Annotated in this window: 16 protein-coding genes and 1 other annotated feature; of the genes, 11 read left to right on the forward strand and 5 right to left on the reverse strand. The window is 45.5% G+C overall.

The window, feature by feature from the left end; genetic code table 11:
• Positions 1–11: 11 nt before the first annotated feature.
• Positions 12–656 carry a UvrY/SirA/GacA family response regulator transcription factor gene (uvrY, locus tag OQJ75_RS12770; RefSeq protein ID WP_004729778.1) on the reverse strand — a complete coding sequence of 215 codons (645 nt, stop codon included), beginning with the start codon at positions 654–656 and terminating at the stop codon, positions 12–14.
• 426 nt (positions 657–1,082) lie between these two features.
• Between uvrY and OQJ75_RS12775 the strand changes: the two genes are divergently transcribed.
• Positions 1,083–3,446, forward strand: coding sequence for a DNA polymerase II (locus OQJ75_RS12775; RefSeq protein ID WP_265973742.1), 2,364 nt, complete (start codon positions 1,083–1,085; stop codon positions 3,444–3,446).
• Between the two features lie 133 nt (positions 3,447–3,579).
• On the opposite strand, the gene OQJ75_RS12780 is transcribed toward OQJ75_RS12775, so the two are convergent.
• Entirely contained in the window at positions 3,580–4,347 is a 768-nt protein-coding gene (locus OQJ75_RS12780) for a nucleotidyltransferase domain-containing protein (RefSeq protein ID WP_248397218.1), read from the reverse strand.
• Between the two features lie 137 nt (positions 4,348–4,484).
• Here OQJ75_RS12780 and yeiP point away from each other — a divergent pair, with 137 nt between their 5' ends.
• From yeiP to OQJ75_RS12795, 3 genes are all read left to right on the forward strand, one after another.
• The gene (gene yeiP, locus OQJ75_RS12785) at positions 4,485–5,054 is read left to right on the forward strand and encodes an elongation factor P-like protein YeiP (RefSeq protein WP_248371944.1); all 570 of its coding nucleotides are present in this window, start codon (positions 4,485–4,487) and stop codon (positions 5,052–5,054) included.
• 10 nt (positions 5,055–5,064) lie between these two features.
• The gene (locus tag OQJ75_RS12790) at positions 5,065–5,394 is read left to right on the forward strand and encodes an HI1450 family dsDNA-mimic protein (protein WP_004741258.1); all 330 of its coding nucleotides are present in this window, start codon (positions 5,065–5,067) and stop codon (positions 5,392–5,394) included.
• Positions 5,395–5,541: 147 nt separating this feature from the next.
• Positions 5,542–6,024 carry an RNA methyltransferase gene (locus OQJ75_RS12795; RefSeq protein WP_017061495.1) on the forward strand — a complete coding sequence of 161 codons (483 nt, stop codon included), beginning with the start codon at positions 5,542–5,544 and terminating at the stop codon, positions 6,022–6,024.
• Between the two features lie 197 nt (positions 6,025–6,221).
• On the opposite strand, the gene rluB is transcribed toward OQJ75_RS12795, so the two are convergent.
• The 3 genes from rluB to rnm all read right to left on the reverse strand — a co-directional run bounded on the left by rluB (position 6,222) and on the right by rnm (position 8,953).
• Positions 6,222–7,256 carry a 23S rRNA pseudouridine(2605) synthase RluB gene (gene rluB / locus OQJ75_RS12800; protein WP_248371946.1) on the reverse strand — a complete coding sequence of 345 codons (1,035 nt, stop codon included), beginning with the start codon at positions 7,254–7,256 and terminating at the stop codon, positions 6,222–6,224.
• Between the two features lie 159 nt (positions 7,257–7,415).
• A complete protein-coding gene (locus tag OQJ75_RS12805; protein ID WP_265973743.1) occupies positions 7,416–8,036 on the reverse strand; it encodes an L-threonylcarbamoyladenylate synthase in 621 nt (206 codons plus the stop codon).
• A 62-nt stretch (positions 8,037–8,098) separates the two neighbouring features.
• Positions 8,099–8,953, reverse strand: coding sequence for an RNase RNM (gene rnm, locus OQJ75_RS12810; RefSeq protein ID WP_017069983.1), 855 nt, complete (start codon positions 8,951–8,953; stop codon positions 8,099–8,101).
• Positions 8,954–9,073: 120 nt separating this feature from the next.
• On the opposite strand from rnm, the gene OQJ75_RS12815 reads away from it, so the two are divergent.
• The 7 genes from OQJ75_RS12815 (at position 9,074) to trpA (ending at position 16,220) form a co-directional block, all read left to right on the forward strand.
• A complete protein-coding gene (locus OQJ75_RS12815; protein WP_009848753.1) occupies positions 9,074–9,199 on the forward strand; it encodes a trp operon leader peptide in 126 nt (41 codons plus the stop codon).
• Positions 9,146–9,260: a sequence feature (Trp leader region), on the forward strand. (Overlaps the previous gene by 54 nt.)
• Before the next feature lie 125 nt (positions 9,261–9,385).
• Positions 9,386–10,993: an anthranilate synthase component 1 gene (locus OQJ75_RS12820; RefSeq protein WP_248397222.1), complete on the forward strand. Its 1,608-nt coding sequence runs from the start codon at positions 9,386–9,388 to the stop codon at positions 10,991–10,993.
• A gap of 2 nt (positions 10,994–10,995) precedes the next feature.
• Positions 10,996–11,622, forward strand: coding sequence for an aminodeoxychorismate/anthranilate synthase component II (locus OQJ75_RS12825; protein WP_265973744.1), 627 nt, complete (start codon positions 10,996–10,998; stop codon positions 11,620–11,622).
• A 9-nt stretch (positions 11,623–11,631) separates the two neighbouring features.
• Positions 11,632–12,627 (forward strand): anthranilate phosphoribosyltransferase, encoded by a 996-nt coding sequence (trpD, locus tag OQJ75_RS12830; RefSeq protein ID WP_265973745.1) that lies wholly within the window; start codon positions 11,632–11,634, stop codon positions 12,625–12,627.
• A gap of 25 nt (positions 12,628–12,652) precedes the next feature.
• The gene (gene trpCF, locus OQJ75_RS12835; protein ID WP_265973746.1) at positions 12,653–14,092 is read left to right on the forward strand and encodes a bifunctional indole-3-glycerol-phosphate synthase TrpC/phosphoribosylanthranilate isomerase TrpF; all 1,440 of its coding nucleotides are present in this window, start codon (positions 12,653–12,655) and stop codon (positions 14,090–14,092) included.
• Positions 14,093–14,223: 131 nt separating this feature from the next.
• A complete protein-coding gene (gene trpB / locus OQJ75_RS12840) occupies positions 14,224–15,414 on the forward strand; it encodes a tryptophan synthase subunit beta (protein WP_048613233.1) in 1,191 nt (396 codons plus the stop codon).
• Positions 15,414–16,220, forward strand: coding sequence for a tryptophan synthase subunit alpha (gene trpA / locus OQJ75_RS12845; protein WP_052879066.1), 807 nt, complete (start codon positions 15,414–15,416; stop codon positions 16,218–16,220). The genes trpB and trpA overlap by 1 nt, the downstream gene beginning before the upstream one ends.
• Positions 16,221–16,310 lie beyond the last annotated feature (90 nt).

Below are 16,310 nucleotides of genomic sequence, written 5' to 3' on the forward strand. Positions count from 1 at the left end.
CGATCTCAGTGTTAAAGGGTCTCAGTGTCTAACATTCCATGTCTAATCGCTAAATGCGTCAGCTCTACATCGCCACTGATATCCAGCTTACTGAACAAGCGGTAGCGGTAACTGTTGACTGTTTTAGGACTTAGATTGAGTTGTTCTGAAATATCCGTCACTTTCTGACCTTTGGTAATCATCATCATGATTTGAAGTTCACGTTCAGATAAGTCTGCGAATGGATTTTCAGACGCAGGCGAGAATTGGCTCAAAGCCATCTGCTGCGCAATTTCTGGTGAAATGTATCGTTGGCCACTATTAACCACTCGAATTGCATTTACCATTTCATCCGGACCTGCCCCTTTAGTAAGGTAACCAGCAGCTCCAGCTTGCATCACTTTAGTTGGAAACGGATTTTCCGTATGAACAGTTAAAACGATGATTTTAACATCAGGGTTGAAACGCAAGATTTTCTTGGTTGCTTCTAAGCCACCAATACCAGGCATATTCATATCCATCAAAATAACGTCAGTATTGTTAGTACGACACCATTTTGCAGCATCTTCACCGCTTTCAGCTTCCCCTGCTACGTTCATTCCACGGACGTCTTCAATAATACGTCGTATCCCTGTGCGAACCAGCTCGTGATCATCTACAAGGAAAACATTTATCAAACTTGTATCTCCACACTATTAATTGGCTCTGCAACCACTGTGTCGTTTCATCTGTTTGAAACAATTGAACAAAGGAACAGTGGATCGCAGCATTGAGTACATCTTAACTTAATTACTAAAAAAAAGCTCTGTTGAATATGTGCTGAAACACGAACTTTAGCAAGTACTTATTAACAAATAAGCTAACTAAAACAACAAGCTTTTTCTAAAAATCAACCAGTTAAAACAACACCCAATAAAATTACACAAGATAAAGATATTTTCAATACCATTGAATAACCATTCGCGACAATTTCACTTATTTGCCTATAGAGTCCCGTTATTTGCCTCTACTAACTAGAATTTAGTTAGTATTTTTACTGCCTGTTGTGCGCAGAGGGTCGCTAGATGGTAGTATTCGATTCCCCATTTCAATAGGTTACTACATTGGATATTCAGCAAGGCTTTGTACTCACAAGACAAGCAAGAGATTTTTCAGGGCGCACGCAAATCGACTTGTGGTTAAGCACCCCTCAAGGCCCTACTCTGCTGACAATTCAAAATGAAAAACCTGTATTTTTTGTTGCTCAATCTGATGTAGAAGCATGTCAGGCAATCGCAGTGAAAGAGTCGATCGATTGCCAATTTAAGCCTCTAGAATTAGCCACCTTCGAGCAAACACCTCTCGCCGCATGTTACACCTCACTGTCGAGAAGTAGCTTTGGTTTAGCGCAAGCCTTTCACAACGAAGAAATCCAAACCTTTGAAAGCGATATTCGACTCGCCGATCGATTCTTAATGGAACGTTTTATCAAGGGAAGTATTGAGTTCACTGGATCTGCTGTGCAAAAAAGTCAGCACCGTCGAGTCTCAAACGCAAAATGCCGTTCAGGTGATTACTTACCCAACCTATCAGTGGTCTCGCTTGATATTGAGTGTTCGGAAAAAGGCGTGCTTTATTCAATTGGCCTAGACAGCCCTATGGACAGCCGAGTGATCATAGTCGGCGAACCACAACAAGCAGACACCAACATCCAATGGGTTGCCAACGAGAAAGCGCTACTCGAAGCAATGATAGCTTGGTTCTCTAAATTTGATCCTGACATCATCATTGGTTGGAACGTTATCGACTTCGATTTCAGGCTGCTGCACAAACGTTCAGAATGGAACGAAGTGAAGCTCAACATCGGCAGAGACAACCAACCGAGCTTTTTCCGTAGTTCCGCTCAAAATCAGCAAGGCTTTATCACGATTCCAGGCCGCGTTGTCTTGGATGGTATCGATATGCTCAAGACAGCGACCTACCACTTCCGTTCTTGGTCACTTGAATCGGTATCACAAGAACTTCTTGGGGAAGGTAAAGACATTCATAACGTTCACGATCGCATGGACGAGATCAACCGAATGTTTAAGTTCGATAAACCATCGCTCGCCAAATATAACCTGCAAGATTGTGTGCTAGTAAACCGCATCTTCGAACGCACTCACCTACTCGACTTCGCGATTGAGCGCTCTCGATTAACCGGTGTAGAGCTGGACCGCGTTGGTGGTTCTGTTGCCGCCTTTACCAATTTATACATGCCTCAGATACACCGAGCAGGTTACGTGGCACCGAACTTAGAGCCTGAAAACTGGATCGCGAGCCCCGGTGGCTATGTAATGGATTCAATTCCCAACCTTTATGACTCAGTGTTAGTTCTCGACTTTAAGAGTCTGTATCCATCGATCATTCGCTCGTTTCTAATTGACCCTATGGGGCTGATTGAAGGGTTGAAGTTGGAACTAGGGCCAGCAAAAGACCAAGCAGTAGAAGGCTTTCGCGGTGGTCAATTCCATCGCTCTAAACACTTCTTGCCTGAAATGATTGAAAACCTCTGGGCTGCACGAGATGTTGCGAAGAAGAACAACGAAAAGGCCTTCTCTCAGGCGATTAAGATCATCATGAACTCATTCTATGGTGTGTTAGGTTCGTCTGGTTGTCGTTTCTTCGATACCCGCTTGGCATCCTCTATCACCATGCGTGGGCATGAGATCATGAAGCAAACAAAGGTTCTGATCGAAGACAAAGGCTATCAAGTGATTTACGGCGATACCGATTCAACCTTCGTGTCTCTGAACGGCAGTTATGATCAGCAAAAAGCAGACGAGATAGGGAATGAACTGGTCGCTTACATCAACGATTGGTGGACGAATCATTTAAAAGAGACCCACAATCTAACCTCAATACTTGAACTGGAATACGAAACTCACTATCGCAAGTTTCTAATGCCAACGATTCGAGGCTCTGAGACAGGGTCAAAGAAACGTTATGCCGGCTTAATCAATCAAGGTGATCAAGAGAAGATCATCTTTAAAGGACTTGAGAGTGCTCGTACCGATTGGACACCTCTCGCACAGCAATTCCAACAAACCTTGTATGAGATGGTGTTTCACGATCAAGACCCGACCGACTATGTCAGACAGTTTGTTGATGAGACTTCAGCAGGTAAACACGATGATTTATTGGTTTATCAAAAGCGTCTGCGTCGTAAGCTGCATGAGTACCAGAAGAACATTCCGCCACAAGTTCGCGCCGCAAGATTAGCAGACGAAATCAATGCCCAGCTTGGTCGCCCGCTTCAATACCAAAACAAAGGACGTATTGAATATTTGATTACGTTGAGTGGCCCTGAGCCCAAGGAGTACTTGAAGAATGGCATCGATTATCAGCATTACATCGATAAGCAGATTAAACCGGTCGCAGAAGCGATTTTGCCGTTCGTAGGGTTAGATTTTGAAAGAGTCAGCGGCCAGCAACTAGGCCTGTTCTAGATTGAATTCTCTTTTCTAGGCGACATTAGACTCGAGATATCGATTAAAACTCGGGCCAAACATCAAAACAAAAAAAGCAGAGGAGTGCTTAACTCGTTCTGCTTTTTCATATCAATGGATAGCTTACGAACCTCTATCCGATTCTGAACTCAGTTTTCTGATACTGCTTAATCAACCACTCACCAAAACCATCAAGAATACCGATCACCGAACGTTTAGGGATTGGTCTACCAGAAAGTAAAATACCCAACCTTTGGATTTCGACTTCTCGATCTGGATGATACTTCAAAAATTGCTGGCCACACTCTATTGGATCATCGAACCAATATTTATCGCGGTACATCACCAAAGAGTAACTCGCTCGTAGAAGCTTTTTAGCAATCACTACTTGCGCGGCCACTTGCTGCTCTGGCGTTGTTGCTCGGGCTATTTTATTACGATAAACCGCTAACCAATTTTCCGCGTCCATATTCCAATGCTTAGCAATTTCCCAACTCGTTTCGAAATCGCCATAGCAGTCAGATAAATCTTCACCGTGCACACACACAGCCAAATGCTTGAGCATGAAGCCCCACGTAAAGATGTTGTCGAAATCAACTATCTCGCTCACCAAGGTGGTTTTGATCGCCACTTGAGTGACCTGAGGGAAGCTCTTTTGGAAGCGCCATTTGATGGTATTCAGCAGCGTAGTTCGTTGATCTGGAAACGGTCGATGAGTCACCACAACCACATCTAGATTGGATCGACCGACAACGGCTTGCTTACGTGCCACACTGCCATAAATATAAATACTGTGCAGATTAGCTCCTAATCCACCTTTTAAAGAGGTAATCAGATCGTTAACCACAGGTTGAAATTCAGGTTGAAAAGGCTGTGTTGGGTCAATAACAGGTAGCTGCATAGGTCGTTTCGGTAAAGAAAATAATGATTTAACTATAACTCTATGATCGCCTAGGTGACTTTATGATTCAAGCTATTCCTATTTATAGCATCTCCGAGATATAATCAGTGGATAGACCCACTAAGGACAAACACAAAATGCCTAGAGCAAGTGAAATTAAAAAAGGTTTTGCTATCACAGTAGAAAGCAAAACAGTAATCGTTAAAGATATCGAAGTGACTACACCAGGTGGCCGTGGCGGCCAAAAGATTTACCGCTTCCGTGGTAACGATGTAGCAACTGGCGTTAAGACAGAAGTTCGTCACAAGGCTGACGAAATCGTTGAAACTATCGATGTTACTAAGCGTGCAGTGATGTTCTCTTACGTTGATGGCAACGAGTACATCTTTATGGATAACGAAGATTACACACAATTCATCTTCAACGGTGAAATGATCGAAGACGAACTGCTGTTCATCAACGAAGAAACTCAAGGCGTGTACGCAATTCTTATCGATGGCACAGCGGCAACTCTTGAACTGCCTTCTTCGGTTGAGCTTGTTATCGAAGAAACAGACCCTTCAATCAAAGGTGCTTCTGCTTCTGCTCGTACTAAACCAGCTCGTTTGTCTACCGGCCTTACTGTTCAAGTTCCTGAGTACATCGCAACTGGCGATAAAGTAGTAGTGAACACGACTGAACGTAAATACATGAACCGCGCAAGCTAAGATACTTATTATGACCGAAGCTAACGACCTAATGTCTTACGACGATGCAATTGATACTGCATACGACATCTTTCTTGAGATGGCACCTGATAATCTTGAACCTGCAGACGTGATTCTATTCACAGCTCAGTTTGAAGATCGTGGCGCTGCAGAACTTGTTGAAACTGGCGATGATTGGGTTGAACATGTTGGCTTTGAAGTCGACAAAGAAATCTACGCTGAAGTGCGCATTGGTCTTGTGAATGAAGCTGATGACGTTCTAGACGACGTATTTGCTCGCATGTTAATCAGCCGTGACCCAGAACATAAGTTCTGTCACATGCTGTGGAAACGCGACTAATACCGCTGTTGACGCTCATCTGCATGAGTAAACAAGTATTCATGTAAGCGAGTTAAAAGTTAGCCGAGCCGATTGCTCGGCTATTTTTATCACGCAATTTTTCATCATGATTACTCACTTTCATCATCAACTTTAGATTCACTGATTATGACCAAAGCAAAAACAGACACACAATCAAAAGGCTATGCCTGCATTGGCCTAGTTAACCCAAAGACGCCTGAAAACGTAGGCTCTGTGATGCGAGCTGCTGGCTGCTACGGCGCCAACTCTGTGTTTTACACTGGCACACGCTACGACCATGCGCGAAAATTCCATACCGACACCAAAGAAAAGCACCTAGCCCTACCCTTAATTGGTGTTGAAGAGTTGAAAGACATTATTCCAGTAGGCTGCGTGCCTGTAGCTGTTGACCTGATTGAAGGTGCTAAGCCTCTACCTGATTACAAGCACCCACCACGCGCGTTTTACATTTTTGGCCCTGAAGATGGCACGCTAAAGAAAGAGATCACAGATTTCTGTCGTGAGACGATTTACGTTCCGACCAACGGCTGTATGAATCTAGCGGCATCAGTGAATGTTGTGCTTTACGACCGACTGGCGAAGGGCGATAACTTTTCGAATCATAAGTAAAAGGAACGAGATACGAGATGCGAAAAGCTCGCTTACTGCGTTTATGGCAGTATGTTTTCGATACTCGGTTACTCGTATCCCGCATCTTCAATTTCTTCAGTTGTAAAAAAACCTGCTCAATGAGCAGGTTTTTTAGTATTCAGTGCTTTCAGCTAATGAAGCTTTAAGCTTGAGAACAGAAGCAATTACCGGCGTAATTACTGACGTGTTCTTGGCTTAGCTGGTTTAGCCGGACGACCGTTGTTCAGTTTAGGCTTACTTTTGTTAGCCTGAGGGTTGCCTTTGTTTGCAGCTGGAGCGCTACGACCTGAATCAGGTGTTGTAGTACCGCGAGTTGCAGGCTTCTTACGCTTAGTCTGGTTGCTACGGCCTTTAGGAGCATTTGCACGCTCTTCGTGACGCTTAACAGCACGACGAATTTTCTGGCTACGAGAACGCTCACGCTTACGAGAAGTATTTGAAGGATCAAGATCCAACAGTGTCTCTTTCTCAGGCTTAAGCTCAACAAGCTCACGTAGGTAGTTAACTTCTTGAAGATCTAGCTCTTTCCAACCGCCACGAGGCAGTTTCTTATCAAGGTAGATATCACCGTAACGTACACGTTTCAGGCGGCTGACTGTTGTTTCTTGAGATTCCCAAAGACGACGAACCTCACGGTTACGACCTTCGTTAATCGCAACGTAGAAGGTATGGTTCATACCTTCACCACCAGCGTAAACCACATCTTCAAAACGAGCCATGCCGTCTTCTAGTTGTACGCCACGAGTCACGTTTTTAACTTTCTGTTCAGTCACTTCACCGAATACACGTACTAGGTACTCACGCTCAACCTGACGGCTTGGGTGCATTAGACGGTTTGCAAGCTCACCATCAGTAGTGAAAAGCAAAAGGCCTGATGTGTTTGCGTCAAGACGACCAACTGAAATCCAACGAGAACCACGGATCTTAGGTAGACGATCGAAAACAGTACGGCGGCCTTCAGGATCGTGACGAGTACAAAGCTCACCTTCAGGTTTGTAGTAAGCAAGTACACGACAAACCACTTCTTCAGAAGCCTTGCCTGAAACAGTATGGCCATCGATACGGATCACTGAGTTCTCGTCTTCAAGACGCTCGCCCAGTTTCGCAACTTGACCGTTAACACTTACACGACCAGATTTGATTAAACCTTCTAGTTCACGACGAGAACCGTGACCAGCTCGCGCTAAAACCTTCTGTAATTTTTCGCTCATTTACTCTTTTCTACCTAATTGTCGTCTTCACAGACGTCGAATGAATTTTTCGCGACCAAATCGCGGTCGCGTATTATCGCAAATAACCTGCCAAAAAGCACTTGTTATTTACTGTGGCAGGTTTGCTGTATCGTTACAGACTGTTAATCAGTAAAGCGATTATTCAAACGGCGCAGGATCGCCGGCACCACGACGTAGAACCACGGCATCATCGTCACTAAAGTCAATAACCGTCGTCGGTTGTTCACCTAAGTAACCACCATTCAAAATAACATCAACCGCATGCTCTAGGCTGTCACGAATTTCTTCTGGATCCGACTCCGTAGTCTCGTTACCCGGCAGAATCAGAGACGTCGACATCAATGGTTCGCCCATCGCTTCCAACAGGTCGAGTGCAATCTTGTTGTCTGGGACACGAATACCAATGGTTTTACGCTTGGCGTTCATCAAACGCTTTGGCACTTCTTTGGTTGCTTTAAAGATAAACGTGTAAGCACCTGGCGTGTGTGCTTTCAGTAGACGGAAAGCCACGTTATCGACGCGTGCATACAGTGATAATTCAGAAAGATCACGGCATAACAACGTGAAGTTGTGCTTGTCATCGATGCGACGAATTTTACAAATGCGTTCAAGCGCTTGTTTGTTTTCAAGCTGACAGGCCAGCGCATAACCGGAATCTGTTGGATAAACCACAACGCCGCCATTGCGAATAATCGCAACCGCTTGAGTAATTAAGCGTGCTTGTGGGTTATCTGGGTGTACATAAAAAAACTGGCTCATTGTTGATCCTCGTTATCGAATCTCTCGACTCTATCATCAGAAGGAGCTGGTTCACCTAAAGACTATTCAGATGGTGAAACCGTTTGAAACTCCCAATCTTTCCATACTTCTTCGACCCCAGAAGGTAGCCAGAGATTACGTCCAAGTTCCATCCACGGAGATGGGTAATGGAAATCACTGCCTTGGGAGGCTAATAGTTTGTATTGTATAGCATAATCCGCGAGCGTGCGTCTTTCTTGTTGCGCTTGCTGAGGTTGAGCGACTTCCATCGCATCCCCTTTCGCTTCAACAAATGCAGCGAGCAGGCGCTTAACCCACTTTGCTGTAAGGCCATATCGCCCAGGGTGAGCAAGTACGGCTTGTCCACCAGCCGCATGAATGGCCGTGACAGCATCACTCATTGAACACCACGTTGGCGGCACATAACCTGGGTTATTGCGAGTAAGAAACTTTTTAAACACCTGTTGCATGGTTTTTGCGTAGCCGTTGTCGACTAACCACTTAGCAAAGTGAGCGCGAGTAATAGGCGCATCACCCGCAATCAATTTAACTTCTTCTAACACCCCTTCACGAGTCGCTTTCTCAAGACGTTGAGCAATCATCTCTGCACGTCCAATACGGTGTTGCTTCTGTTGCTCAATGAGCGCTTTAAGCTCTGGTGACTCAGGATCAACGTTTAACCCAACAATATGGATATCTTTGTTTTGCCAAACAGTAGAAATCTCAATGCCGTTGATCAGCTGAATAGGAAGGTTGTTGTCAGCAATATAGTTGCGTGCTTCAGCAAGCCCATCAGTCGTGTCATGATCTGTAATCGCTAGCGCTTCGATGTTAAAGCCAAGCGCTCGGTCAATTAGCTCAGGTGGAGTAAGTCGGCCATCTGAGGCTGTTGTATGACTGTGTAGATCAATTCTCATATATTCTTTTTCATTGTTTTCAATTTTTATCGTTATATTTGTGTCAACACACTTGACCCGCAAGCAGAAAACTAGTTAACTAGTACACAAATACGAAGTATCACATTTGATAGGTTCACTATGTTACAAGAATTTAACCAAAACCATAAAGATAAAGTTTTAGAACTTTCTTCAGTAGAAGCAAGTTCAGAGCTTAATTGGTGGCGCACTTGGACAAGTTCTTGGTGGGCCAACGTGTACTTCTAGTTAAACAGTTTGTTTATAAAAAAGTTATCACTAAGCCCGCTTTAATAGCGGGCTTTTTAATTTGTCGAACATCTCACATTCAACTGACTAACAAATCAACGAATTGACCATATTCTAGATTGGGTGAAAGGTATCTTTATGCGACTATGTACGGCAGGAAATTTAAAGAATCATAAAGGAGGTCTTGTGAACAAGGCCATTGAAATCAAAAAGCTGGGAACCATTGAGGTCATCAATTCTTCAGTTCCTTACTCGCAAGATCCAACCAGCGTTTTTCATACTTTGTGTGAAAACAAAACAGACAGTCTGTTGTTGGAATCTGCTGAGATTGAATCTAAACAGAACCTGACAAGCCTACTCCTTATCGACTCTGCTGTTCGCATCGTATGTCGCGGGCATGAAGTAACCTTTCAAGCATTGACTCAAAATGGTCAAGCGCTTATCGAACATCTCACTCAAAACGTTAAAGCTGAGATCAAATCTGACCTTACAGATAATTTACTGACGCTGACTTTTGTTGAGCCGAGCAACGAGTTAGACGAAGACTCGCGCTTAAGAGAAGCTTCTTCTTTCGATGCATTACGTTTGGTTCAACACAGCTTTGAGCAAGACACTGATAATAAGCACGCATTGTTCATGGCTGGCTTATTTGCTTATGACATCGTGGCAAACTTTGAGCCGTTAGGCGATGCAGAAGCGACCAACAACTGCCCTGACTTTGTATTCTATGTGGCTGAAACCCTGTTACGTTTCGATCACCAAGAGAACGAAGGCCTGCTACACGCAAGCTTGTTCGCTCAAGACGAAAGCATCAAAGCACAGCTCACTGAGCGCTTAGCCGACATTCAAACACAATGCCAGTCATTGAAAGCCATTACAGAAGTTACGCCACTAGACAACGTTGACGCTGTACCAAGCGTTTCAGATGAAGACTTCTGCCAAACGGTTCGTGACCTAAAAGAGTACGTAGTAAAAGGCGATGTATTCCAAGTAGTACCTTCACGCCGCTTTACGCTGCCTTGCCCTGCTCCACTGGCAGCTTACAAAGAGCTTAAGCAAAGCAACCCAAGCCCTTACATGTTCTACATGCAAGATGAGCTGTTTACTCTGTTCGGCGCTTCTCCAGAAAGTGCGCTGAAATACGAAACCGAAACCAACCAAATTGAGATTTACCCAATTGCGGGGACTCGTCGTCGCGGTAAGCGTCCTGATGGTCAAATTGATTTCGACCTAGACAGCCGTATCGAGCTTGAACTGCGCACCGACAAGAAAGAAAACGCTGAGCACATGATGCTAGTCGACCTAGCACGTAACGATGTGGCACGTATTGCAGAAGCCGGCACTCGCCACGTAGCAGACTTACTAAAAGTTGATCGCTACAGCCATGTAATGCACTTGGTTTCTCGTGTTGTTGGTCAGCTCCGTGAAGACTTAGATGCCCTACACGCTTACCAAGCTTGTATGAATATGGGTACGCTAACGGGCGCACCAAAAATCCGCGCAATGCAGCTTATCCGTGACGTAGAAAAAACACGTCGTGGTAGCTACGGTGGTGCAGTGGGTTACCTAACAGGTGAAGGCACGTTAGATACTTGTATCGTAATTCGCTCTGCTTACGTTGAAGATGGCGTAGCACAAGTACAAGCGGGTGCTGGTGTAGTATTCGACTCAGATCCACAAGCCGAAGCGGATGAAACTCGTGGCAAGGCACAAGCGGTCATCTCTGCGATTCAAGCTGCCCACACTAAAAATACGGCACCAAGTAAAAGCACATCAAATAAGAAGGAGTCGTAATCATGGCTGATATTGTATTCATCGATAACTTCGACTCGTTCACATACAACCTTGTAGACCAGTTTCGTTCATTAGGTCACAGCGTAAAAATTTACCGTAACAACATTCCTGCAAAGGTCGTTGAAGCGGCGATCAACGAATTAGACAACCCTGTTGCCCTACTTTCACCAGGTCCTGGCGCTCCAGCAGACGCGGGCTGTATGCCTGAGTTGATTCAGCTGCTAAAAGGCAAAGTGCCAATGATTGGTATTTGCTTAGGCCACCAAGCGATTGTTGAAGCCTATGGCGGCACCGTTGCAGGCGCTGGCGAAATCATTCATGGTAAGGTGTCGATGATGGAACACCAAAACCATGCGACTTACCAAGGCTTACCTTCGCCACTGGCTATCGCTCGCTACCACTCTTTAGTAGCAACGCATGTCTCTGATAGCCTAACGGTGACAGCTGAAGTCGATGATTTGGTGATGTCTGTGGTTCAAGAACAAGACAAGGTGTGTGGATTCCAATTCCACCCTGAATCAATTATGACGACCTACGGTGCAACGCTTCTTGCGAACGCTATCGAATGGGCTCTTGAGAAACCTCTCTGCCTTGAGAAGAAAGCCACTCTTGATAAAAAGACTAACTAGGACGAAATCATGGAACAGATTAATAAACTTTACGAACAGCAGTCTCTTACTCAAGAAGAAAGCCAACAATTATTTGATGTCATCATCAAGGGCGAACTAGACCCAATTCTGATGGCCTCTGCACTGACTGCACTAAAAATCAAAGGCGAGACACCAGACGAAATCGCTGGCGCGGCGAAAGCACTGCTTTCGAATGCAAACCCGTTCCCACGCCCTGATTATGATTTTGCAGACATCGTAGGTACAGGTGGCGACGGTCATAACACCATTAATATCTCAACGACATCTGCATTCGTTGCAGCCGCTTGTGGTTTAAAAGTCGCTAAACACGGTAACCGCAGTGTATCAAGCAAATCAGGCTCTTCTGACCTACTGGATTCGTTTGGCATCAACCTAGCGATGACCGCGGAAGACACGCGTGCGGCTGTCGATGAGCTTGGCGTAGCGTTCCTATTTGCTCCGCAATATCACGGTGGCGTGCGTCACGCGATGCCTGTTCGCCAAACCATGAAAACACGTACTATCTTCAACATCCTTGGCCCACTGATTAACCCTGCTCGCCCTAACATCGAGCTAATGGGTGTTTACAGCAAAGAACTTGTACGCCCTATCGCGGAAACCATGCTGCAAATGGGTATGAAGCGCGCGGCGGTTGTTCACGGTAGCGGCCTTGATGAAGTAGCGATTCACGGCGAAACCATCGTTGCTGAAATCAAAGATGGCGCAATTCACGAGTACACCGTAACTCCGGCTGACTTTGGTTTGAACACTCACCCTCTTGAAGCAATCAAGGGCGGCGAGCCAGAAGAAAACAAAGCCATCACAACCGATATCCTGACGGGTAAAGGCACTGATGCTCAAGTTGGCGCAGTGGCAGTCAACGTTGCTCTACTGATGCGTCTATTTGGTCATGAAGATCTAAAAGCCAACGCACAGCAAGCAATTGACGCGATGAACTCAGGTAAAGCTTACGAGCTTGTGCAAAAGCTTGCTGCTCACGCCTAACGAACGACGAATTGAGACAAAGAACATGACACAGACTACCGATAAACTGTCGACCCACGTTTCAGTCAAAGAAGCGGAAATGGCGGAAGTATTAGCAAAAATCGTTCGTGATAAATACCAATGGGTTGCAGCGCGTAAGCAGACTCAACCATTAGATGAGTTTAAAGCGGCGTTAACCGCAACAGACCGCAGCTTTTATGATGCACTGAGCGGCGAACAAACGGTTTTCATCACTGAATGTAAAAAGGCATCTCCGTCAAAAGGTTTGATCCGTGACGAGTTTGATTTGGACTACATTGCATCGGTGTACAACAACCACGCCAACGCCATTTCAGTACTGACAGACGAGAAATACTTCCAAGGTGACTTTGAATTTTTGCCAAAGGTTCGCAGCATTGCTAAGCAACCTATTCTTTGTAAAGACTTCATGGTTGATACTTACCAAGTTTACCTAGCTCGTCACTACTCAGCTGACGCAATCTTGCTAATGCTATCGGTATTGGATGATGAAGAGTACAAAGCACTTGCTGAAGTCGCTCACTCGCTAAACATGGGTGTACTTACCGAAGTCAGCAACGAAGAAGAGCTTCACCGCGCTGTCGCTTTAAAAGCAAAAGTGATCGGTATTAATAACCGTAACCTACGTGACCTTTCGACTGATTTGAACCGTACTAAAGAGTTGGCTCCACTGATTCGCGAACTGGCTCCAGAAGCGATTGTCATTTCTGAGTCGGGTATCTACAACCACCAGCAAGTACGTGACCTTTCAACATTTGCAGATGGCTTCCTAATCGGTAGCTCTCTTATGGCTGAAAAGAACCTTGAACTGGCCGTTCGCAAAGTAACGTTAGGCGAAAACAAGGTGTGTGGTTTAACTCACTCTGACGATGCAGCGAAGGCTTATCAAGCTGGTGCAGTATTCGGCGGTCTGATTTTCGTTGAAGCATCTAAGCGTCATGTGGATATCGAAGCAGCTCGTTTAACCATGAGCGGCGCACCTTTGAACTACGTGGGTGTGTTCCAAAACCATAGCGTTACTGACGTTGCGAAAACGGTTTCTGAGCTAGGCCTGTTCGCTGTGCAATTGCACGGTGATGAGTCTCAAGCGTCTGTCGATGAACTAAAACAGTCACTGCCTGAAAGCGTTGAGATTTGGAAAGCTTATGGTGTTGCTCCCGATGCTGAGAGCTCGCTACCAGAATTACTGGAAAGCAACGTGACTCGTCACCTGCTAGATACTAAAGTGGGTTCTCAAACAGGTGGCACAGGCCAAGTGTTCGATTGGAGCCTAATCAACAACCAAAGCGCAATCATGTTGGCGGGTGGCCTAAACCCAGAAAATGCTAACCAAGCGGCTAAGTTGGGCTGCTTAGGATTAGACCTAAACTCTGGTGTTGAATCTGCTCCAGGTAAAAAAGACGCAGACAAACTGCAACGTGCTTTTGCTGCGATTCGTAATTACTAGTCCCATCTCGGCGCTAGAAGTTAGAAAGCAGAAACTAAAAACATATTTGTGAGCTTTGCCTTTTGCGAAGCTCAAACAAGATTAAATGACTTGGTGTGAATACACATCAGTAGAATTGAAGGAATAACACAATGGCTAAACTCGATGCCTACTTTGGTGAATACGGTGGTCAATACGTACCGCAGATCCTAGTGCCAGCACTAGACCAACTTGAACAAGCATTTATCGATGCACAGGCCGATCCTGAGTTCCGTAGCGAATTCATGACGCTTCTTCAAGAGTACGCTGGTCGTCCAACGGCGCTAACGCTAGCACGCAACCTAACAAAAGGTACAAAAACAAAACTGTACCTAAAGCGTGAAGATCTACTTCACGGCGGCGCTCACAAGACAAACCAAGTTCTTGGTCAAGCATTGCTAGCAAAACGTATGGGCAAGCAGGAAATCATCGCTGAAACTGGCGCAGGCCAACACGGTGTGGCAACAGCTCTAGCGTGTGCTCTATTAGGTCTTAAGTGTCGTGTATACATGGGTGCAAAAGACGTTGAACGTCAAAGCCCGAACGTGTTCCGTATGAAGCTAATGGGCGCAGAGGTTATCCCTGTACATTCTGGCTCTTCAACGCTAAAAGATGCTTGTAACGAAGCGCTACGTGACTGGTCTGCAACTTATGAAGACGCGCACTACCTATTGGGTACTGCAGCGGGCCCTCACCCATTCCCAACGATTGTTCGTGATTTCCAACGCATGATTGGTGAAGAAACGAAGAACCAGATTCTAGCTCGTGAAGGTCGCCTTCCTGATGCGGTTATCGCTTGTGTCGGCGGTGGTTCAAACGCTATCGGTATGTTCGCGGATTTCATTGAAGAAGAGTCTGTACGCCTAATCGGTGTAGAGCCAGCGGGTAAAGGTATTGATACCGACCAACACGGCGCACCGCTTAAACACGGTAAAACCGGTATCTTCTTCGGCATGAAAGCACCACTGATGCAAGATGAGAACGGCCAAGTAGAAGAGTCTTACTCTGTGTCTGCCGGTCTAGATTTCCCATCAGTTGGTCCTCAACACGCGCACCTAAATGCGATTGGCCGTGCTGAATACGACAACGTGACCGATGACGAAGCACTAGAAGCTTTCCAAGCTATCGCACGTAACGAAGGTATTATCGCAGCGCTAGAGTCGTCTCATGCTTTGGCTCATGCAATCAAAATGGCTCACGACGATCCAGAAAAAGAACAGCTATTAGTCGTTAACTTATCTGGCCGTGGTGACAAAGACATTTTCTCTGTACACGACATTCTTAAAGAGAAAGGAGCATTATAATGGATCGCTATCAATCACTCTTCACTCGCTTAGCTGAAAAGAATCAGGGCGCATTCGTACCATTCGTAACGGTTGGCGATCCTAACCCTGAGCAATCGCTTAAGATCATGGAAACTTTGGTTGAAGCGGGTGCAGACGCACTTGAGCTTGGTATTCCATTCTCTGATCCTCTGGCTGATGGCCCAACAATCCAAGGTGCAAACATTCGTGCGTTAGATTCTAAAGTCACGCCAGATGTGTGTTTTGACCTAATTGCTCAAATCCGCGCTAAATACCCAGAGCTACCAATCGGCCTACTGATGTACGCAAACTTGGTGTACGCACGTGGTATCGAGAACTTCTACGAGCGTTGTGCTAATGCAGGTATCGATTCAGTATTGATTGCTGATGTACCAACCAACGAGAGTGGCGAGTTTGTTGCTGCAGCTAAGAAGTTTGGCGTTCACCCAATCTTTATTGCTCCACCAACAGCAAGTGATGAGACGCTTCAATCAGTTTCTGAGCTAGGTGGTGGTTACACTTACCTACTTTCTCGTGCTGGCGTAACGGGTGCAGAAACCAAAGCAAACATGCCTGTGACTGCCCTACTTGATCGTTTGAACAAGTTTGATGCGCCACCAGCACTGCTTGGTTTCGGTATCTCGGCTCCTGAACAAGTGAAAGAAGCAATTGTAGCTGGCGCTGCTGGTGCTATCTCTGGCTCAGCAGTTGTGAAAATCATTGAAAATAACGTTGAACAACCAGAAGCAATGCTTAAAGCTCTTGCTGAGTTTGTTACGCCAATGAAAGCGGCTACGCAAAAATAATAAATAGGCTCCCACTAGTGCGATAATTTGCGCTGTGGGAGTTTTTCTCCGAGAACACGTCCAAACCCTCTCAATTGTTAAATTTATGAT

This window comes from Vibrio sp. 14G-20 (assembly GCF_026241515.1).
Lineage (GTDB): Bacteria > Pseudomonadota > Gammaproteobacteria > Enterobacterales > Vibrionaceae > Vibrio.

Coding starts and splice junctions, on each gene's coding strand:
- OQJ75_RS12795 (WP_017061495.1), top strand. CDS start 5,542: ATGACCAAAGCAAAAACAGACACACAATCAAAAGGCTATGCCTGCATT.
- trpCF (WP_265973746.1), top strand. CDS start 12,653: ATGACACAGACTACCGATAAACTGTCGACCCACGTTTCAGTCAAAGAA.
- OQJ75_RS12805 (WP_265973743.1), bottom strand. CDS start 8,036: ATGAGCCAGTTTTTTTATGTACACCCAGATAACCCACAAGCACGCTTA.
- OQJ75_RS12815 (WP_009848753.1), top strand. CDS start 9,074: ATGTTACAAGAATTTAACCAAAACCATAAAGATAAAGTTTTAGAACTT.
- OQJ75_RS12790 (WP_004741258.1), top strand. CDS start 5,065: ATGACCGAAGCTAACGACCTAATGTCTTACGACGATGCAATTGATACT.
- yeiP (WP_248371944.1), top strand. CDS start 4,485: ATGCCTAGAGCAAGTGAAATTAAAAAAGGTTTTGCTATCACAGTAGAA.
- rluB (WP_248371946.1), bottom strand. CDS start 7,256: ATGAGCGAAAAATTACAGAAGGTTTTAGCGCGAGCTGGTCACGGTTCT.
- OQJ75_RS12780 (WP_248397218.1), bottom strand. CDS start 4,347: ATGCAGCTACCTGTTATTGACCCAACACAGCCTTTTCAACCTGAATTT.
- trpB (WP_048613233.1), top strand. CDS start 14,224: ATGGCTAAACTCGATGCCTACTTTGGTGAATACGGTGGTCAATACGTA.
- rnm (WP_017069983.1), bottom strand. CDS start 8,953: ATGAGAATTGATCTACACAGTCATACAACAGCCTCAGATGGCCGACTT.
- trpD (WP_265973745.1), top strand. CDS start 11,632: ATGGAACAGATTAATAAACTTTACGAACAGCAGTCTCTTACTCAAGAA.
- OQJ75_RS12825 (WP_265973744.1), top strand. CDS start 10,996: ATGGCTGATATTGTATTCATCGATAACTTCGACTCGTTCACATACAAC.
- trpA (WP_052879066.1), top strand. CDS start 15,414: ATGGATCGCTATCAATCACTCTTCACTCGCTTAGCTGAAAAGAATCAG.